Annotated in this window: 16 protein-coding genes and 1 pseudogene; 7 read left to right on the top strand and 10 right to left on the bottom strand. The window is 74.1% G+C overall.

Translation table 11 applies throughout. The features are described 5' to 3' along the window. Window positions 1-59 precede the first annotated feature (59 nt). The gene (locus ABZ990_RS13030) at window positions 60-596 is read left to right on the top strand and encodes a GNAT family N-acetyltransferase (RefSeq protein ID WP_361229769.1); all 537 of its coding nucleotides are present in this window, start codon (window positions 60-62) and stop codon (window positions 594-596) included. Window positions 597-622: 26 nt separating this feature from the next. Here ABZ990_RS13030 and ABZ990_RS13035 read toward each other — a convergent pair whose 3' ends face one another. From ABZ990_RS13035 to ABZ990_RS13045, 3 genes are all read right to left on the bottom strand, one after another. Continuing rightward, complete coding sequence (locus tag ABZ990_RS13035; protein WP_361229772.1) at window positions 623-1,153, bottom strand: hypothetical protein; 531 nt, start codon at window positions 1,151-1,153, stop codon at window positions 623-625. Continuing rightward, window positions 1,150-2,022 (bottom strand): alpha/beta hydrolase fold domain-containing protein, encoded by an 873-nt coding sequence (locus ABZ990_RS13040; RefSeq protein WP_361229775.1) that lies wholly within the window; start codon window positions 2,020-2,022, stop codon window positions 1,150-1,152. Before ABZ990_RS13040 ends, ABZ990_RS13035 begins: the two co-directional genes overlap by 4 nt. An 80-nt stretch (window positions 2,023-2,102) precedes the next feature. Next, window positions 2,103-3,653 (bottom strand): MFS transporter, encoded by a 1,551-nt coding sequence (locus ABZ990_RS13045; protein WP_361229777.1) that lies wholly within the window; start codon window positions 3,651-3,653, stop codon window positions 2,103-2,105. Window positions 3,654-4,022: 369 nt separating this feature from the next. On the opposite strand from ABZ990_RS13045, the gene ABZ990_RS13050 reads away from it, so the two are divergent. Beyond that, the gene (locus tag ABZ990_RS13050) at window positions 4,023-4,613 is read left to right on the top strand and encodes a TetR/AcrR family transcriptional regulator (RefSeq protein ID WP_361229884.1); all 591 of its coding nucleotides are present in this window, start codon (window positions 4,023-4,025) and stop codon (window positions 4,611-4,613) included. Window positions 4,614-4,735: 122 nt separating this feature from the next. Here ABZ990_RS13050 and ABZ990_RS13055 read toward each other — a convergent pair whose 3' ends face one another. Further along, window positions 4,736-5,335, bottom strand: coding sequence for a hypothetical protein (locus ABZ990_RS13055; RefSeq protein WP_361229780.1), 600 nt, complete (start codon window positions 5,333-5,335; stop codon window positions 4,736-4,738). Window positions 5,336-5,466: 131 nt separating this feature from the next. Further along, window positions 5,467-6,303 (bottom strand): alpha/beta hydrolase, encoded by an 837-nt coding sequence (locus ABZ990_RS13060; protein ID WP_361229783.1) that lies wholly within the window; start codon window positions 6,301-6,303, stop codon window positions 5,467-5,469. 434 nt (window positions 6,304-6,737) lie between these two features. Here ABZ990_RS13060 and ABZ990_RS13065 point away from each other — a divergent pair, with 434 nt between their 5' ends. The 5 genes from ABZ990_RS13065 to ABZ990_RS13085 all read left to right on the top strand — a co-directional run bounded on the left by ABZ990_RS13065 (window position 6,738) and on the right by ABZ990_RS13085 (window position 14,238). Further along, a complete protein-coding gene (locus ABZ990_RS13065; protein WP_361229785.1) occupies window positions 6,738-9,755 on the top strand; it encodes an AAA family ATPase in 3,018 nt (1,005 codons plus the stop codon). A gap of 136 nt (window positions 9,756-9,891) precedes the next feature. Beyond that, complete coding sequence (locus tag ABZ990_RS13070) at window positions 9,892-11,244, top strand: extracellular solute-binding protein (protein ID WP_361229788.1); 1,353 nt, start codon at window positions 9,892-9,894, stop codon at window positions 11,242-11,244. Then, window positions 11,241-12,236 (top strand): sugar ABC transporter permease, encoded by a 996-nt coding sequence (locus ABZ990_RS13075; RefSeq protein WP_361229790.1) that lies wholly within the window; start codon window positions 11,241-11,243, stop codon window positions 12,234-12,236. Before ABZ990_RS13070 ends, ABZ990_RS13075 begins: the two co-directional genes overlap by 4 nt. Window positions 12,237-12,361: 125 nt before the next feature. Further along, on the top strand, window positions 12,362-13,093 hold the full coding sequence (locus tag ABZ990_RS13080) for a carbohydrate ABC transporter permease (RefSeq protein ID WP_361229887.1): 732 nt from the start codon (window positions 12,362-12,364) through the stop codon (window positions 13,091-13,093). Window positions 13,094-13,239: 146 nt separating this feature from the next. After that, a complete protein-coding gene (locus ABZ990_RS13085; RefSeq protein ID WP_361229793.1) occupies window positions 13,240-14,238 on the top strand; it encodes a helix-turn-helix domain-containing protein in 999 nt (332 codons plus the stop codon). A gap of 16 nt (window positions 14,239-14,254) precedes the next feature. Here the strand turns inward: ABZ990_RS13085 and ABZ990_RS13090 are convergent, their stop codons facing one another. From ABZ990_RS13090 to ABZ990_RS13110, 5 genes and pseudogenes are all read right to left on the bottom strand, one after another. Further along, a complete protein-coding gene (locus ABZ990_RS13090; RefSeq protein WP_361229796.1) occupies window positions 14,255-15,928 on the bottom strand; it encodes an MFS transporter in 1,674 nt (557 codons plus the stop codon). Between the two features lie 2 nt (window positions 15,929-15,930). After that, window positions 15,931-16,722, bottom strand: a complete 792-nt coding sequence (locus ABZ990_RS13095; protein WP_361229800.1) for a DUF1275 family protein — start codon at window positions 16,720-16,722, stop codon at window positions 15,931-15,933. A 103-nt stretch (window positions 16,723-16,825) separates the two neighbouring features. Beyond that, window positions 16,826-17,308: pseudogene (locus ABZ990_RS13100) on the bottom strand (DoxX family protein); the annotation flags it as partial. 223 nt (window positions 17,309-17,531) lie between these two features. Continuing rightward, entirely contained in the window at window positions 17,532-18,194 is a 663-nt protein-coding gene (locus ABZ990_RS13105) for a hydrolase (protein WP_361229803.1), read from the bottom strand. Between the two features lie 444 nt (window positions 18,195-18,638). After that, window positions 18,639-19,808, bottom strand: coding sequence for a transaldolase family protein (locus tag ABZ990_RS13110; RefSeq protein WP_361229805.1), 1,170 nt, complete (start codon window positions 19,806-19,808; stop codon window positions 18,639-18,641). Window positions 19,809-19,810 lie beyond the last annotated feature (2 nt).

Consider the following 19,810-nt stretch of genomic DNA (forward strand, 5'->3'; position numbering starts at 1 on the left):
CGGGGCCCGGGCCGAGTCCGGCTGACGTGGGCGGAGAGGCTCTGCGAAGATCGCTCGCCATGGACTTCACCCTGCGCCGTGTGCGCCCCGAGGACTGGCCCGCGTACCGGGAGATACGGCTGGCGATGCTGCGGGACACCCCGCTCGCCTATCTGGAGACCGTCGAGGACGCGCTCGGCCACCCGGAGTCCGAGTGGCGGTTCCGTACGACTCGGGCCGCGAGCCCCGGCAATGTCGGGGTCGCGGCCGTCGCCGCCGACGGCACCTGGATCGGCGTCATGAACGGCTTCCTGCCCGCGCCGGACACCGCCAAGCTCGTCGGCGTCTGGCTGCGTCCGGATCACCGGGGGCCGGGCGCGGCGCGCGCCGGTGGCGCCGGCGGGCCCGGGCCCGCCGCGCTCATGCTGGACGAGATCGTGCGCTGGGCCCGCGAGGAGACAGAGGCGGAGCGGCTGACCCTGCTCGTCCACGAGGACAACCACCGCGCCATCTCCTTCTACCGCCGCAGCGGCTTCGTCCCGACCGGTCACGAGGAGCCGTATCCGCTCGACGAGGCCCAGAAGGAAGTGGAGATGGCCCTCGTGCTGCGCGGCTGAGTGGCCGAGCGGGCTCCGGCGCCGGGTCAGGCGCCTGCCGGGCGGAGGGCCGGGACGATGCGCCAGTCGCGCTCGAAGACCAGGTTGTGCAGGTCGGCGGCGACGATCGCGCGGAAGGTGGGGACGAGTTCCTCGGCCTGGGCGGGTGTGAAGACGTTCAACGGCCACTCGGCCACGGTCGCCCCGCGCAGATGCGGATGGTGGAAACCGACGCCGTAGTGGGCGTGCAGGGCGAGCACGGGAAGGCCCGCACGGCGCTGTTCGGGCCAGCTCAGGGTCCAGGCCGCGAACTGCCCGCCCGTTCCGTCCGGGCGCGGTCCGGTGGCCTGCACGGTCCCGGTTCCCAGGAGCAGATGGGTGTCGAACTCGGCCAGGACCCGGCGGGCCGGACCGTCGAGCAGACCGGCCGCCGTGGCGAACGCCCGGTCTTTGTCCGGGCGTTCGGCATGCCCCGCGTGCGTGCCCTCGCGCAGATCGGTGAAGTGGCGGACGAGCGCGGCGAGCGGGGCGGGGGCCTCGGGGGCTGAGGTATCGGGGGCCGGGGTGTGGTGCGTCATGAGGCGGATTCCGTTCGGTGCGGTACGGGTCCCAGGGCGCGCAGGTGCTCGGCGAGCCGGGGCAAGAGGTGGCTGTCGGGCCGCAGAAGGTCGGCGTGGGCGACGCCCGGCGGGTGGATCAGGTCCACGGGGACGTCCGCGGCGCGCAGCCGGTCCGCGTAGGCGAGGACGTCGTCCGCCACCGGGTCCAGACCGCCGACGGCGAGGACGGCGGGCGGTACGTGGCGCAGGTCCGGGGCGTCGAGCGGGGTGAGGTAGCGGACCGGGCCCGTGCCGGGCGCCTCCGTCCCGACCGGCTCCGTCGGGGGCGGGGCGCTACAGCGCAGGGCGCGCCAGGCGCGACGTAACTCGGCGGGGCGGGGGAAGACGTCGGGGTCCCGGTGGTACCCGGCCGCAGAGCAGGACGGGTCGAGCGGCGGGTAGGCGAGCACCTGCGCGGCCAGAGGGGTCCGCGCCCCCGCCGGCCGGTCCCGGTCCCGATCCCGGTCGGCGAGCGCCGCCGACGCCGCGAGGGTGGCGCCGGCGCTGTCGCCGCCCACCGCCAGCGGCAGACCATCCTCCCCCGCCCTCGCGCGGGCCCAGTCGACTGCGGTGAGGACGTCCTCCAGGACGGCGGGGTGCCGGTGGGCCGGGGCGAGTCGGTAGTCGACGCTCAGCACCCGCCAGCCGGACAGGCCGGCCAGCCGCTGGGTGACCGGGTGCCAGTCGGCGGCCGAGCCGTACTGCCAGCTTCCACCGTGCGCCCAGACCAGCCAACCGCCTCTGATGACAAGGCCGTTCGCATCAGACGCAGGGGTGTGGAGGCGAGCGCGGACGGGGGTGGGGGCCGGGAGGGTCAGGTCGTGCCAGGTGGGGTTCGCGGCGTCCATCGGAACTCCTCAGGGGGAGAAGGGGGCGGGGCCCGTCGACCGGTGAACTCTGGTGCGGGTCCCGCTGGTTGGCCGTACGCCTAGCGCGGCGCGGCCTCGGTCTTCCGCGTCCGCAGGAAGACCGCCGCGATGACGACTCCGACGAGCACGAGGGCCGTGTTGACCGCGATGGCGACCGTGACGCCATGGTGGATGGCGGAGGCGGTGGCCACTCCGGCGGTGGTGGCGGTGACGACGGTCGACATGATCGGCGTACCGAGAGTGATGCCGACCTGCTGCGCCATCGACGCGAGCCCGGTGGCCAGGCCCTGTTCCTTGTCCGGCAGGCCGCTGGTGGCGGTGACCATGAAGCCGACGATCACCAGCATGTTGCCGATGCCGCCGAGGAAGGTGGCGGGCAGCAGCAGGCCCATGGCCGCGCCGGTCGTCGTACCGAGGAAGAGCAGCACCCCGGTGAACACGGCCTGGATGACACCGCCCGCGATCAGCGCGGTGAGGGTGGAGGTGCGGGCGATGACCCTGGGGGCGACGAGTCCGCCGACGACGGTGCCGATGCCGAGGACACCGAAGGAGATGCCGGCGCTCAGCGGCGAGAAGCCGAGGGTCTTCTGGAGGTAGAGGGTGAGGAGGTAGACGAGCGAGGTCTCGGTGACGAACGCGAGCATGCCGAGCAGGTTGCCCCAGGCGACGTTGCGGCGGCCGAGGGTCTTCAGCGGGACGAGCGGCTCGTCCACCTTGCGCTCGACGAGGAAGAACGCGGCGAACAGGACGGCGCCGCCGATCAGACCGGCCAGGGCGTGGGCGTCGGACCAGCCGTGCTCGCCGGCCCGGGTGAGGCCGTAGACGAGGCCGAGCAGACCGAGGGTGACGGTGAGGGCGCCGGGCAGGTCCAGCTTCGGCCGGGCGGCGGGGCGGGACTCCTTGATGACGGCGGGCGCGATGAGGACGACGGCGAGCGCGACGGGCACGTTGATGAAGAACGCCCAGCGCCACGAGAGCACATCGGTCAGGACGCCGCCGAGGATCGCTCCGGCGGTGAACCCGGCTGACATCAACGCCCCGTTGATGCCGAGCGCCTTCTGGCGGAGCGGGCCCTCGGGGAAGGAGGTGGTGAGGAGCGCGAGGCCGGCCGGGGTGGCGGCGGCCGTGGCGAGGCCCTGGGCGACACGGGCGATCAGCAAGACCTCGGGCGAGGTGGCGAGGCCGCCGGCGAGGGACGCGAGGCCGCCGGCGAGGGACGCGAGACCGAGCAGCGCCAGGCTGCCGATGAAGATCTTCTTGCGGCCGATCAGGTCGCCGATCCGCCCGAAGAAGAGGGTGAAGCCGGCCGCCGAGAGCGCGAACGTGGTCGCGATCCACTGGAGGTTGGAGAGCGAGAAGCCGAGGCCGTCGCCGATCGCGGGGAGCGCGACGTTCAGGATCGAGAAGTCGACGGCCAGCATGAACTGGGTGACCAGCAGGACCGCGAGGATCAGTTTCAACCGGCCGGTGAGGAGCGGGGGTTGATCCGTCGAGATGAGAGGTCCGGGGCGGGGTGCGGGTCGCGAGGAGGGCTGCCGCTTCTCGGCAGCGAGGGCGGGAGCGGGGGTGGGGGTGGGAGCAGGGGCGGGCTTGGTGCGGGACATGGCCATGACGGGGAGACCTTTCCTTCCCGCCGCCCACCAGCAGGCCGGGGCGGTAAGCGGGAGAACGGCGAGAACGGTGAGGACGGCGAGGAGTACGACAGCGGGCGTGCGGCGTCGCGGCGGAGCGGAGGTCGCCGGGACCCGGAACCTCGCTAACGGGCCTGGCGTTCCGTTACGACCACGAAAGTAGCACCCGTCGAATGCAATGGGAACCCCAGTTCCGATAAGCTGGTCGCAACGCTCCACCCGAGCCGCCCGATTCGCTCGATCCGTCTCAGCCGACCCCAGGAGTTCCTCGTGCCCACGCCCTCCACTCCCCCGCCGGCCGACGAGCGCACCACCGCCACCACAGGCGCCACGCCCCCCGCCGGCACCGTGCGGCCCGGCGGCCGGACCGCCCGCGTCCGCGAAGCCGTACTCAAGGCGGCGGGCGACACCCTCGCCGCCGAGGGCTTCGCCGCCCTCGACCTCGCCGAGATCGCGCGCCGCGCCGACGTCGGCAAGACCACCGTCTACCGCCGCTGGGGCACCCCCGGCGCGCTCGCCGCCGACCTCCTCACCGAGATGGCGGAGACCTCCCTGCCGCGCGCCGACACCGGCACCCTCGACGGCGACCTCCTCGCGAACGCCCGGCTCGTCGTCAAGACCCTCACCGACCCGCGCCAGGGGCCCCTGTTCACCTCCCTGATCGCCGCTTCCCTCTGCGACGAGCAGGCGGCGACGGCCCTCCACCGGTTCTACGAGGTACGCATCGCCGAGTGGTCCGGCTGCGTCACCGACGCGATCGCACGAGGCGAGATCCCGGCCGGCACCGACCCGCACGCCGCCATCGCCGCCGTCTCCGCGCCGCTCTACTACGCCCTGCTCAACACCGGCCGCACACCGGACGACCGGGACGCGCGAGCGGCGGCCCGGAGCGTCGCCGAAGCGGCCCGCGCCGGGGTGTGGAGCCCCGAATCCGACTGAACCCCACGTGGAATAAGGAGATTTGGAGATCTATCCCACACGGGTGAGGGGCGGGCGCCCCAGCCCTCACTTCGCAGGGGAGGGAGGGCGGCGCCCGGGACCTCAAGAGTCCAGGGCCTGTCCTACGCCTTGCAGCCGTACAGCTCGGCGAGCCGCGTCACGGCCTCGCGCAGCGCGGCCCGGTTGTTGCGGATCGCGATCTCCGGCTCCACCAGTTTTTCCTTCTTCTCCTGGGAGCGGGCGCTGACGCTCACCACGATGTACGGCGCCGTCGACCCCATCGCCGCCACACACCCATCCGGCAGCGCGGCCTCGGCCTGGTCCGGGCGGATCCAGCCGGTGATCCCGCCCCCGACCGGCACGGTGTCCTTCGTACGGATCGCGGCGGCCTTGGTGTCCTGGACCATCAGCCCGGACACCACGCGGGGCGCACCGGCCGACGCGGCCCGCTCGATCTGGCACGACTGGAAGAAGGCGTAGTCGCCCTTCCCCCTGCGCTCCCACTGCCCCGCGGTGACCATGCCGCTTCCCGCCCCGCCCCCGCCACTGGGGTCGCCGAGGAGGGCCGCCGTCTTCGTGGTCAGGGCGCCGAAGCAGATCACCTGCGGAGGGCGCACCTCGCGGTGCGCGAACGAGGGCGGGAGCGCCGCCAGGAGAACCCCGCCCGCGGCGATGCCGAGCACGGCGCCCAGCGGGATCCACTTCCGGTTCTCGTCCTTCATCGCGCTCCCCCGTCGTCACCGTCGCACCTGCGGGCGCACCCGATCATGCCAGGTCGGGGCCGGTCGGGCCGGGCCGGAACGCCCCGCGGGCCCGTCGGGGCGGAGCTTCCCCAACGGGCCCGCGAGCGGGGTCACTTCGCCAGGAAGGCGAGCAGCGCCTCGTTCACCTCGGCCGCGTGCGTCCACAGCAGACCGTGCGGGGCGCCCTCGATCTCGACGTAGTCGGCGGACGGCAGCGCCTTGTGGAAGGGGCGCGCGGTGCCCTCGACCGGCAGGATGCGGTCGGCCGTGCCGTGCAGGATCAGCGCGGGCACGTCGACGGCCGGGATGTCGGCCCGGAAGTCGGTGTACCAGGTGGTCGGCGCGGCGGCCGCGGCGAAGAAGCCGCCGCCCGCGGCGACGTTCCAGCTGTTGCGCACGGCCTCCTCGCTGATGCGGGAGCCGAGGGTCTCGTCCAGGTTGTAGAAGTCCTGGTAGAAGGCGGTGTAGTAGGCGTAGCGGTCGGCCTTGACGGCCGCGACGACGCCGTCGAAGAACTCCTTCGGCGCGACACCCTCGGGGTTGTCGTCGGTCTGGAGCAGGTACGGCTCCAGGGAGGCCAGGAAGGCGACCTTGGCGACGCGGGCGGAGCCGTACGTGGACACGTAACGGGCGACCTCGCCGGTGCCCATGGAGAAGCCGACCAGAACGGCGTCGTTCAGGTCGAGGGTCTCCATCACGGTGTCGAGGTCGGCCGCGAAGGTGTCGTAGTCGTAGCCGGTCGTCGGCTGGCTCGACTGGCCGAAGCCGCGGCGGTCGTAGGTGATCACGCGGTAGCCGGCGTCGAGCAGCGCGGCGGTCTGGCGCTCCCAGGAGTGGCCGTCGAGCGGGAAGCCGTGGATGAGGACGACCGGCTGGCCGGCGCCGTGGTCCTCGTAATAGAGGTCGATGGAGGTGGTGTTCTCCTGGCCCACGGTGATGTACGGCATGGTCTCTTCCTTCGTTCGTTTCGTGGTGCGGTGGTTCGGCGGTTCGGCGGTTCGGTGGTTCGGTGAGAGGTGCGCGTACGTACGCGGGGCGGCGTTCCGGTCCGGCGGGCCGGGCACCGTGGGAACGGGGCGGGCTCGCCGGCGGTCGGGGTCCGGGCAATCGCGGCATTTACGGCACGGACGGCACCGGTGGCTCACGCTAGGGCCGTTGGTCCACCCCGGGTTGCTCGCACGCGCACGCTTCTTGCCTGGCAGCGCGAAAGCGGGCTCGCGAGCCCGCCCGCGTATGCCCTGACCTGGGCGGCGACCACCTGCCGAGTGCACGGAGGGAACAGTTAGAGTGCACGGACAGACAAGTCCGGACCGGCCCCACCCCCTCAGGCCCCGGCTTCGGCGGAGCAGGGCGAAACAGAACGGAACGGATCGGAACGGGCATGGCGGGAACGGACGGTGCCCTGTCCCGTAGGGGTCTGCGCGGCCGGAAAGCCGAACTCCGCGCGCTCGACGAACTGATCGCCACCGTCGCCCGTACCGGAAGCGGCGCGCTCGCCCTGATCCAGGGCGAACCGGGCATCGGCAAGACCACCCTCCTCGCGGAAACGGCCGCCAGGGCGGGCGCGGCGGGGTTCGCCGTCTGCTCCGGCCGGGCCGACGAACTGCACCACCTGGTACCGCTCTCCTCGCTGGGATCCTGCGTCCTGCGCGGTGACGGCCCGGGGGCGAGTGCAGGTACGGGTACGGGTGCGGGCACAGGTACGGGCTCCGGCGCGGGCGCGGGTTCCCGGCCGCTGATGTCCCTCCCCGCGATCGCGGAGCCTGCCCGGGTGCACGACCAGGGCATCGGGCTGGTCGAACGGCTGGCGGAGGCGGTCGAGAGCCGGACCGGCGACCGGCCGGTGCTGTTCGGTCTGGACGACGTCCAGTGGGCCGACCCGTTGAGCCGGTTCGTCCTCCAGCAGCTTCCCACCCGCCTGGGCACCTCCCCGGTGCTGTGGATCCTGACCAGCCGGCGGGAACCCGCGGGCCCGGCGGCGGAGATCGCCGCCGCGGCGGAGGACCACCTTCCGACGGTCACCCTCCCCCTGGGCCCCCTCCCCGGCGCGGCCGTCGGCCAACTCGCCCGAGACGTCTACGGCGAGGACATCCACGGCGACGAAGTCGACGCGCGCGTACGGCAACTGCTCGACGGAGCGGGCGGAAATCCTTTCTTGGCCGTCGAGTTGCTTACGGGCCTACGGACCGCCGGCGCCTCGGACGGCTTCGCCCGCGCGGACACCGGCACGTCGGGCGGCGGCGCGGCTTCCGGCGGATCGGCGAGCGGTGCGGGGTCGGCCAGCACGGGCCAGACGGGCCACGAAGCGGTGTCCCCCGGGCTCGTCGCGGGCGTACGCGCCAGGCTCCGCCCCCTGCGTCCCGACACCCTGCGCCTCCTCCAGATGGGAGCGGTGCTGGGCCGCCGGTTCGGCTTCCACGAGGCCGCCGCGCTCTGCGGCCGGCCGGCCGCAGAGCTGATCGGGGCGCTCGACGAGGCCGTACGCACCGGTCTGCTGGACGACGACGGCGACCGGCTGGCCTTCCGGCACGATCTGCTGCGCCAGGCGGTCTACGCCGACATCCCGCCGTCGGCCCGCAAGGCCCTGCACCGGGAGGCCGCCCGGAGCCTGGTCGCCGCCGGACACCCGCCGATCGACGCCACCCCGCACCTGTTGCGGGGCGCGCTGCCCGGCGACGAGGAGGCCGTGGCGCTGCTGCGGAGCGCCGCCGCCGACGTCCTGCCGGTCACCCCGGACGTCGCCGCCGATCTGGCGGCCCGTGCCCTGGAACTCGTCCCGCCGGCACGCCCGTTGTGGTTCGCGGTGGGCGAGCAGGCGATCCTCTGTCTGACCCGGGCGGGCCGGAACCAGGAGGCCCTGGCCACCGGCGACCGGCTGCTCGCCGCACGGCCGCCGCTCGCGACCTTCGGCCGGCTCCAGTCGGCCCTCGGCGAGACCCTGTGGAGCATGGACCTCGCCGGCGAACTGTGCCGCCGGACCGAGGCCGCCCTCGCCACGGGCAGCGCGGCACCCGAGATCGCCGCGCGGCTGACCGCCCTGCGCGCGCTCGCCCTGTCCCGGGAACAGGACCTGGTCCTCGCGCGCGAGACGGGCGAGAGCGCGCTCGCCGCCGCCGTCGCCACCGGCGACCGGGAGGCCCACGTCCGCGCGCTGTCCGGACTCGGCGAGATCGCGCAGAACGCGGGCGAAAGCACCGTGGCGCTCTGCCGTTTCACCGCCCTGAGCACCCTCGACGCCGCCTTCCTCCCCGAGGCGGTCGTCGCGCATCTGCACCTGGACGACTTCGCCTCCGGCGCCCGGCTGCTGCGGCGCGCGATGGACGCCGACGACGCGACGGCGACCCGTCAGGCGATGCTCCTGTGGGCCCAGAGCCAGCACGACCTCGGGCTGGGCCGACTCGACGACGCCGACGCCGTCCTCGCGACCATGGAACGCCTGGAGAATGAAGTACGGGTATCCGTCCAGCAGTTGAACGCGCGCGTACTGCGCTCCCGGATCGCACTGCTGCGCGGCGACCGGGACGCGGCGGGGGAGCACCTGGACGTGGCGCGCACCCGGCTCGCGGCCAAGCCGAACCCGGGCAACACTGCCGCCGTACGCCATCTGGAAGCGGTCCACGCCGAGGCCGACGGGGACCTCGACCGTGCCGTCGAGCGAATCCAACAGGCGGAGCAGGACGGGGCGTTCATGCGCTGGCGGCTGCTGCGCGACAGCGTGGCCGCCGCCGTGGCGACGGCCCTGCGCGGCGGGGATCGGGCGCTCGCCGAGGGCCTGGCCGCACAGGCCGCGGCGTACGCGGACCGCAACCCGGCCGTACCGACCGCCACCGGGCTCGCCGCGCAGGCCCTCGGGCTCGTACGGAACGATCCCGCTCTCCTCGAACGCGCCGTGGAGCTGCTCGGCGCGGGCCCGCGCCCGCTGCTCGGGGCCGCCGCGCGGACCGATCTGGGCGAGACGCTGCTGGCCTCGGGCTCGGGCTCGGGCTCGCGAGAGGAACGGCGGGCGGTGGAGGAACTGGCCTGGGCTCGCGACGCGTTCGCCGAGGCCGGGGCCCATGCCGCCGCGGCCCGGGCCCAGCGCGCCCTGGACGGTGCGGGGCGCGGGGCCGCCGGGCCGGGCGGCGGGCGCGGGACGGCGACGGCGACGGCCGTCCACCCGGCCGTCCGAGCCGTCGTCCAGGTCGTCCAGCGCCCCGTCCAGGGCTGGGAGGCGCTCACGGCCTCGGAGAAGAAGATCGCGCGGCTGATCGCCCAGGGGCACACCAACCGATCGGCCGCCGAGCTGCTCGTCCTCTCCCCGCACACCGTCAACACTCATCTGACCTCGGCGTTCCGCAAGCTGTCGATCAACTCCCGGGTACAGCTGGCCAATCTGGTCGCGGCCCTGCCCGACGGCTGAGGCAGCACCACCGTCGACGTCGGCTCACCCCCGGGCACTCGTCCCCGGGGTGGCCCGGCGGCCGTGCCTAAGATGCGTCCGGCCCCGGGCCGCCACCCCCCGTACTCCGTCCCTCTCCCTCGACAAAGGCACCACCATGAATGCACCGGCCCGCAGACCGGCGCGGCGCGCCGCCGCCCGCTCGACCGCGACCGCCACCCTGTCCATGACTCTGGCCCTGGTCCTGGCCACCGTCACCGGATGCGCCGGCGGTACGGGCGCGGGCACCGGTACCGGCTCCGGACCCGGCACCAGCACCGGCGACAAGGCCGCCGTCTCCTCCCTCACCGTCCTCGACTACTACACCGACACTCCCGAGCACCAGCAGTGGGAGGAGGTCCTCACCTCCTGTGGCAAGGCGGCGGGCGTCGGGATCGAGCACACCAGCGTGCCGCCCGCGTCGCTCGTCCCCCGGGTCCTGCGGCAGGCGTCGTCGCGGACCCTCCCCGACCTGCTGATGCTGGACAACCCCGACCTCCAGCAGATCGCCTCGACCGGGGCGCTGGCCCCGCTGGACGAGTTCGGCGTCGACACCCGGGGCGTCACCGAGGGCATCCTGTCGGCGGGCACGTACGACGGGAAGGTGTACGGGCTCGCCCCGTACGTCAGCACCGTCGCCCTCTTCTACAACAAGGACATGCTCGCCGAGGCCGGGGTGGCCGTGCCGAGGACGTGGGACGAGCTGCGGACGGCGGCGGCCCGGCTGACCCGGCCCGGGCGTTACGGCATGGCCGTCGACGCGAACCCGACCTTCGAGGGCACCTGGCAGTTCCTGCCCTTCCTGTGGTCGAACGGCGGGGACGAGACGAAGCTCGACACCCCCGAGGCGGCCGGGGCGCTGCGGCTGTGGACCGACCTCGTGCGGAGCGGGTCCATGTCGAAGTCGGTGCTCACCTGGGACCAGGGTGATGTCCACGACCAGTTCGCCGCCGGCCGGACGGCCATGATGCTCAACGGCCCCTGGCGTATCCCGGCGCTCGACGAGCTCGACGAGTTCGACAAGGACGGGAAGGACCGGAAGGACGGGAAGGACGGGAAGTTGAAGTGGGGCGTGGCCCCCGTCCCCGTACCCCGGGCCGGGCAGCGGCCGGTCACCCCGCTCGGCGGCGAGGTGTGGACCGTGCCCCGGAGCGATTCCCCGGCCCGGCAGCGGAAGGCCGCCGAGGTACTGGGCTGCCTGAACGATTCCTCGCACTCCCTCGCCCTCGCCACCCAGCACCACACGGTTCCCTCACGCACGGCGGTCGCCGCGCGGTACGCGGAGCGGAATCCGTCGATGAGCGTGTTCGTCGACAGCGTCGGGGACGCGCGCGTACGGACCGCGCGGCTCGGCGTCCGCTGGCCCAAGGCGGCCACGGGGATCTACACCGCGATCCAGTCGGCCCTGGCGGGGCGGCAGACGCCAGAGGAAGCCCTGGAGGACGCACAGCGGATCGCGACCGACGAATGACGGGGCCCGAGGTCGCGCGCTTTCCGGACCCCGCCGAGCCCGCCGGGGTCCGGAAGGCGGGCCCCCGGGGCTCCGGGCAGCGGCTGACCGGGTGGCTGTTCGTGCTGCCCGCCGCCGCGTATCTGCTGCTCTTCTTCGGCTACCCGCTCGCCGCGAACGTCTCGATGAGCCTGCGCCGGTACACGGCCGCGACGTTCTTCACGGGCGACGCACCGTTCACCGGCCTGCGCAACCACACGAAGGTCCTCGGCTCCGGCATGTTCCGGGAGGCGGTGGTGAACACGGTCCTGTTCACCACCGGATCGGTCCTCGGACAGTTCGCGATCGGGCTCGCCCTCGCCGTGTTCTTCCAGCGCCGCTTCCCCCTCGGCGGGCTGCTGCGCTCCCTCCTGCTGCTGCCCTGGCTGCTGCCGCTCGTCGTCTCCGGAACGGTCTGGCGGTGGATGCTCGACCCCGACACGGGACCGGTCGACGCGGTGCTGCGCGCCCTCCACCTCACGTCGTCCGGCGTCCCCTGGCTCACCGGCACCACCCACGCGCTGGTGTCCGTCGTGCTCGTCAACATCTGGGTGGGGGTCCCCTTCACCACCGCCGTCCTGTACGGCGGACTCCAGGACATCCCGCCGTGTCTGTACGAGGCGGCGCGGCTCGACGGCGCCGGTGCCGTGCGGACGTTCCGCCATCTCACCTGGCCCCTGCTGCGGCCGGTGGCGGGCGTCGTCCTGCTGCTGAGCGTCGTCTACACCCTCAAGTCGGTGGACCTGATCCTCGTCCTGACGGGCGGAGGCCCGGCGGGCGCCACACAGACGCTCGCCACGCGCGCGTACGAGCTGTCCTTCCAGCAGTACGAGTTCGGGCGCGGCGCGGTGCTCGGCAACGTCCTCGTCGCCGTCTCGACCGTGTTCGCCCTCCTCCATCTGCGGGCGGGGCGGCGGCGAGCGGAGCCCGTACGGCACACGGAGCCCATACGCGTACGGGAGGTGCCGGCGTGACGGGCGTACAGCAACGACACGGCAGGCGCCGGGGCCGGGGCCGGGGCCGGAGCCGGAGCCGGGGGCCGTTGTCCACGGTCGTCGGGATCGTCCTGCTCGCCGTGCTGCTGTTCCCCGTGTACTGGATGGTGAACGCCTCGCTCCAGCCCGCCGGCGGCATCGTGCGCGGCGACTGGTTCCCCTCCTCCCCTGATCTCGGCGGGTACGCGACCGCGCTGCGCGACCAGGGGCGCAATCTCCTCACCAGCCTTGTCATATGCCTGGGCAGCGTGGTGCTCAGCCTCGGACTCGCCGCGCCCGCCGCGTACGGACTGGCGCTGCTCGGTCTGCGCGGCACCCGGCCCATTCTGCTCGGGGTCCTGGTCACCCAGATGGTGCCGGGCATCGTCCTCGCGAACGCGCTCTACGGGGCATATGCCGAACTGGGGCTGCTGAACTCGTATCTCGGACTCGTCCTCGCCGACGCCACCGCCGGGGTGCCCTTCGCGCTCGTCGTCCTGCACACGTCCATGCGGACCATCCCCCGGGAGATCGTCGAGGCGGCCCGGCTGGACGGCGCCGGCAGGCTGCGCGTCCTGTGGTCCGTGGTGCTCCCCCTGAACGTCAACGCGCTGGTCACCGCGGCGGTCTTCACCTTCCTCCTCACCTGGGGCGACTTCCTCTTCGCGCTCGCCCTGACCACGACGGACACCGTCCGGCCGATCACCCTGGGCGTGTACGAGTACCTCGGCGCCCACACCAGTCAATGGAACGCCGTCATGGCGACCGCCGTCCTCGCGTCCCTGCCGGCCGCCCTGCTGCTCGTCCTCGCCCAGCGCCGCGTCACCTCCGGAGCGACCGGCGGCGCCCTCGACTGAGGCCCGCGCGCGGGCCCGGGCAAGCCCTCCGGCAGGCGGGCGGCGCTCCGGAACAATCCGCCGATCTAGCGGGTTCACGCGATGTGCCGGCCCGGTCCGGCTGGCACGGTGGGGTGCGGAAGGCACCCGAGTCGAAAGGCACGAGCATGGCCTCGGACATTCCGGAGCGCGTCGCCCCCGCCCCCGTCGACGTCACCGACGCGCCGCGCGGCCCGGCCGAGCGGGCGTTCCGGCGCGCGATCCTGCCCCAGACCTGCGGTGCCGTACGCTTCCCGGTCCCCGCGCGGGCGTCCCGCACCACGGTCCCGAACTCGGGCCCGGGCCCGGACGGCACGCCCCCGCGCGACCTGCTCGGCCCGCTCGTGTCCGCGACCCAGGCCGTCACCCTGCCCGGCGACTTCCCGCACGCCCCGCGCGCCCGCCGCCTCATCCGGCCGGACGGGCAGCCCCGGTACGTCGTCTTCACCATGCTGGAACAGGGCATCGCCCAGCTGGAACACGACGACCGGGAGGTCCTTCTCGGGCCGGGGGACGTCGTCGTCTACGACCTCGCGCGCGCCGACCGTTCCGACCGGGCCGACCGGGCGGCCGCCGCCAAGGAGCCCGCACCCGCGCCCCCGCCCAACACCGCGCCTGACCTCGCGACTTCCCTCGCGACCGGCACGGCCGTGGACACGCCCGTGGACCCGTCCGCCGGCAACCGGGCGCTGCGCGCGCGGATCCAGGCGTACATCGACCGTCATCTCACCGACGCCGATCTGACCCCGCAGTCCATCGCCCGGGCCCATCACATATCCCTGCGCTACCTGCACAAGCTCTTCGAGGGCGAGGACGCCACCGTCAGCCGGTGGATCCAGCGGCGCCGGCTCGAACGGTCCCGGCGCGACCTGGCGCGCTATCCGCACGTCACGATCGGCGCGGTGGCGCACCGCTGGGGCTTCGCGAGCGCCGCGCACTTCAGCCGGGTGTTCCGGACGGCGTACGGGATGTCCCCGAGGCAGTGGCGTACGGGCGAGGAGGCGGCGGCGCTGTCCGTACGGGCGGCCGGAACGACCGGGGCGACCGGGGCGACCGGGGCGACCAGAACAACCGGCGCAACCGAGGCGGCCAGCCGACGGGTGCCGGCCCCGCGAGGCCGCGCTTAGGCCGGGCCTGGCCCCCTCAGGCCGGGTCCGGTCCGCTCGGCCCGGCGCCGTCCCGTACCCCCACCACCGGACCGGCCGTCACGTCGAAGGAGTGCGTGACGGTCGGTGCGGTGCCGGGTATCAGCAGGCCACGGGCGCGTTCCTCGTGGACCCGGTCGGTGACGGTGAGCCTGCGGTGGTGCTGGGCGAGGTGTTCCGCCCACGAGCCGACCAGATAGGTCTCGACGAACTCCGCCGGGTCGTTGCCGTCCTGGAAGAGTCCCCAGTCGAGGGCTCCGGTGCGCCGCCGGGACCGGGCCACGTGCGCCATGTGCCCGGTGAACGCGGCGCGGTGCTCCGGCGCGACCCGGTAGGACACGGAGATCCGCACGGGTCCGTCGGCCGGGCCCGGCTCGAACACCAGCGGTGGCTCGGGCCAGTGGCCGGACGGCCTCGGATCGATGGCGTCCCCGTCGTACAGCGGCCACCAGCGCACACTCACCGCGCCGGCCACGAGCAGCCCGCCCGCTGCCAGGAGCGAGACGGCCGGCCCCCAGTGCGAGGCCAGCGCGCCCCACACGGGGGCCGCGAGGGCCTGCCCGCCCTGGAAGAACAGCAGGTACACGGCGAGCCCGCGGGCCCGCACCCAGCCGGGCAGCCGGGTCTGAAGGGTGGCGTTGAGGGTCGACAGGACGCCGACCCAGGCCAGTCCGGCGGGCAGCAGCACGAGCACCGCGAGCCAGGGGGCGGGGGCCGTCGCCAGGACCGCGAGGACGCCCGCGTAGAGGACACCGCCCGCGGCGAGGGTGCCGTTGGCACCGAGCGTGCGCCGCACGGCGGGCAGGACGAAGGCGCCGGCGACGGCACCGACGCCGACCGCGCCGAGCAGCAGGCCGTACCCGCCCGGGCCCAGGTGCAGGGAGCGGCTCGCGACCAGCGGGAGCAGCGCCCACAGGGCCGCGCCGCCGGGGATGAACAGCATCGTGCGCAGCAGGACCCGGCGGACCCCGGGCGCGTGCCGGACGTAACGGCGGCCGGTGCGCAGCGCCGTCAGCAGCTTCTCGCCGCCGTCCACGGGGACTTCGGGGCGCTTCCACAGGATGAGGACGGCCGCGATGCCGAGGTAGGACACGGCGTTGAAGGCGAAGACCCAGCCGACGCCCGCCGCCGCGACCACCACGCCGCCGAGGGCCGGGCCGGCCGCCCGGGCCAGGTTCATGTTGACCGCGCCGAGCGCGGCGGCCTGCCCGAGCTGGCCGCGTTCCACCAGCTCCGGCTGGATCGCCTGCCACGCCGGGCCCATCAGGGCGGTGCCGCAGCCCATGAGGAAGGTGAGGCCGAGCAGCAGTCCGGGCGTCAGCCGGCCGGTGAACGCGAGGACGGTCAGCGCGGTGGACACCCCGAGCATCGCGAACTGGGCGGCCAGCAGCACCCCTCGGCGGTCGAAGCGGTCCGCCAGGACGCCGGAGGGGAGGGCGAGGAGCATCACGGGGAGGCTGGACGCCGTCTGGACGAGGGTGACCAGCGTGGCGCTCTCGCCGACGAGCAGCCACTGCGCGCCCACGGTCTGCATCCAACTGCCGACGTTGGAGGCGAGTTGCGCGATCCACAGCGCGCGGAAGACGCGCGCCGCGAGCGGGGCCCAGGCGGAGGGGGAGGCGGGCATCGTCAGCGTCTTGGGCATCTTGGGCGTCTTGGAGCGCAGGTGCATGTTCAGGCCGGGGTACGGGTCCAGGCCGGGTCGCCGGCCGAGAGGCGGTGGGTGATCAGGGAGGTGGCGGCGAGCAGGGCCAGGACCAGGCTCAGCGTGAGGACGAGATGGCCGCGCAGCACCAACTGGGCTCCCCCGTACGCCCCGAGGAGCATCGCCGTCACCGAGAGCAGACGGCGGCCGGGGCTCGGTGACGGGCCGCCTGCCTGACCGCCCGCCGATCCGCCCGCCGGGGCGGAGTCGGCGGCGAGGCCGGTCAGCGTCAGGGTGAGCACGGTCGTGGTGAGGTCGGGGACGGCGAGGCGGCGGGCGACCGCGTTCTGGAGGCCCATCGCGAGTCCGAGGGCGACGACGAGGGTGTAGCGGACCACCGGGGTGACACGCCCGCCGGTGTCTCCGGCGCCTCCGCTGTCGCCAAAGACCGCGGCGGCCGTCACCGCGACGGCGACCAGTGCCGACTGCACGGCGGTGGACCTGGCGAGGAGTCGGCCCCGGTGCGCCGCGAACCGGGCGGACGCCAGGCGGCCCCCGCCGAACGCGCCGGCCAGGAAGGCGGCGAGCGCGACGACGGAGGCGAGGAGGGACAGGCCCGGCGCGTGGGCCAGGGCGAAGCCGAGGAACACCACGTTGCCCGTCATGTTGGCGACGAAGACCTGTCCAAGTGCCAGATAACTCACCGCGTCGACCAGGCCGGTGACCACCGTCAGCGTCAACAGGAGGGGAGGCAGCGGGCCGTGGCGGTCCCCCGGCGGCGGTACGAGGGTGCGTCGCAGGTCACTCAGCGGCCCGTGCATCCCGCGCCCCTTCCGGCTGCCCGGCGACACCGCCCGCCGCCCCCGGGCTGCTCGCCGTCTCCGAGCCGTCCGCCGATTCCGAGCCGTCCGCCGCACTGGCGGCCGGAGAGCGGTGGAGTACGGCCCGGGTGAGCAGTCCGCTCACCGGCCCGGCCACGATCGCGGGCAGCACCACCCACAACGGCCAGGTTCCAAGGCCCAGTTGCTGGTCGACCGACCACCGGCCGGGCCCGGTGAGCGCGAGCGCGGCGGAGACGACGACGAGGACCAGCGGGTACTCGTACCCGTCGTTCTGCACCCACAGGCCCTTGCGCCACTTCACGGTGGCCGCGACCGTCATCACACCCATCGCGGCCATCGCCGCGAGGGGGGTGAGCAGGCCGGCGGCCAGGAACAGGCCGGCACCGATCTGGCTGGTGCCGGCGACGACCGCGGTCAGCCGCCCGCCGAGGAAGCCGTCGTGGCGGAACTCCTCGGTCCCGCCCGCCAGTCCGTGGCCCCCGAGGCGGAAACTCACCTTCTGGACCCCGTGCCCGGCGACGAGAAGTCCCACCACCGCGCGGAGGACCAGCAGTCCCGCGTCCATCATCCGATTGCCCGCCTGTTCCCGACTCGTCTGTCCGTTGTCCGTCGTCCGCGATCCGCTACCCCGCTACCCCGCTGCCCCGCTACCCGAGATACGCGAACCGCGAACCGTCCCGCCCCCGCGCGAACCGTCCTGCCCTCACTCAGTCCGCGCGCGGCCCTCGACCGGTGCGCACACGGTCCGCGAACGGACCGCGTGCGCACCGCTGTCGAGCGGGAGCGGGTCAGCCGGCGGCGTGCGCGCCGATGACAGCCTGCGCGTAGACCACGCCGAGGCCGTAGGCGCCGGCGTGCTCCTTCACGACGTCCATGACCGACATGTAGGTCTCGCCGCGGGCCCAGTCGCGCTGGAGCTCCAGGAGCACCTGCACCCAGGTGACGGGGACGACGCCGGCCTGGACCATGCGCTGGATGGCGTGCTCGTGGGCCTGCGGGCTGACGCCACCGGACGCGTCGGTGACGACGTAGACCTCGTAGTCCTGGGCGAGCGCGGAGAGCGCGGGCAGGACGACGCAGACCTCGGTCCACAGACCGGCGATGACCAGCTTCTTGCGGCCGGTGGCCTTGACGGCCTCGACGAATGCCTCGTCCTCCCAGGCGTTCATCGTCGTACGGTCGACGATCTCCTGGCCGGGGAAGACCTCGGCGAGCTGCGGCATGATCGGGCCGGAGAACGACTCGGCGGCGACGGTGCTGAGCACGGTCGGGACGCCGAACGCCTTGGCCGACTTCGCCAGGCCGACCGTCGCGTTGATGATCGCGGTGCGGTCGCCGCTGCCGGTGCCGAAGAACATCTGCGGCTGGTGGTCGACGAAGAGCACCGCGCAGTTGTCCGGGGTGAGCAGGTCGGGGCTCGGGGACGCGGTGACCTCGGAGATGTTGACCATGGTGGTGCCTTTCCGGAAACGGGGACGAACGCGGCCGCGCGATGGCGGGGCGAACAGCGGTGGTGTCCCGGGAAGGGCGACGCGAAGGCCGGGCCCTTCCCGGGAGTTCGCGAGGAACGGGAGACCGGAAGGAACGCGATACGCGACGGGCATCGGCTCGGCCGCTCCCTGGCGGCCCGCACGATTCACCTCACGGATCGCGTTCCTTCCGGCGACTCCTCGCCCTCGGCTCCGCCACGCTATGGACGGCCCGGATTCCAGGGTGGCCCCGAGGCGCACAGCGAACGGTCCCCCCGTGCACTGCCCTTCCGCCCGCCTCCGTACGCGGTGTACGGACCGCTCCCCCGCCCGCGCCGGAAACGACCGCGTCCCCGGACCGCGACGAGGGCGGTCCGGGGACGGAAGGCGGTGCGGGGGCCGTACGAGGGCGGGACGGCGGACCGGCTACGGCACCATCGCGGGGGCCGCGGCGGAGGCCGGGACCGCGAGGGTGCCCGGAGGCGCCGGCCAGGCGGCCCGCGGGGACGGGAGCACCGTGCCACCGCGCGCCGTCGCTCCTTCCGCGGCCACGGCCTCGACCGAGATGTCGAACCAGTCGAGGAACTTCAGCGTCCGCTCCGCGTCGGCGTACTGCCGCCACACCCGGTCGCCGGCCACCACGCCGGCGTCCGCGAGCGCGTGCGCCGCCGCCGGGGTCATGGCCGTGGCCGTGCCCTCGGTGACGAGTTCCTGTACGTAGTGCGCGGAGCGGCGCGGGGTCGGGGCGTCGGCCACCCAGAGCTGCTTCGGCTCGGGGGTGCCGGCCGCCGCGAGCGCTCCCCAGCGCGCGGAGGAGAACGTCATCTCGTGCACCCGGTGCGCGAGCCGGGCGGCCGCGAGTCCGGCCCGGCCGCGCAGCGCCTTGGCCTCGTCGGAGCCGATGAGATCGAGCCGGGCGTCGACCCGCTGGTCGAGACCGGTGAGGTCGAAGGAGATGAACGAGACCAGGGTGACCGGCGCGACCGGGGTGCCGGACGGGGCGCCGGGGACGGGACGGGGCCGGTCCAGGGCCGCCACGAGGGCGGTGGCCGCCTGCCCGTACTGGCGCGGCGAACGCACCCGGCACACCTCCACCGGGATCCCCAGGGCGAACAGGGCCCGCAGGGTCGCCGGGTCGGCCGCCTGGACGGGGATGCGTACGACCAGGTTGGGCCGCCCGATCTCCTCGCGCAGGGCACGGGCCCGCGCGACCCAGCTCCCGGGCCCGGCCCCCGGCGCGGCGCCGGACGCGCCCTCGGCACCGGACGTCCCCTCCGCACCGGGCGCGCCCTCGGCACCGGATTCGGACGGCTCCGAGGTCTTCGCCGCGTCCCCGCCCTTCGCCGTCACCTCGGCCGGCTGTACCGAGACCAGGCCCTGGCTGCCTCCGCTGCGCCGGTACAGCGGGAGCAGGCTGTCACAGGCCTGCCGGATCGCGTCGGCGGACCGGCCGCGCGGCGCGCCCATGCGCGCGCCCGCCACCTCGCCCTGCGCGAGCGCGCGGCGCACCTCGTGCGCCGCTCCCCCGCCGAGGGCCGTGACGTCGATCCACACGTCGACGCCCTCGCGTTCCAGGAGCCGCCATGCCTGGCTCATCC

The organism is Streptomyces sp. NPDC046203 (assembly GCF_040646255.1).
Lineage (GTDB): Bacteria > Actinomycetota > Actinomycetes > Streptomycetales > Streptomycetaceae > Streptomyces.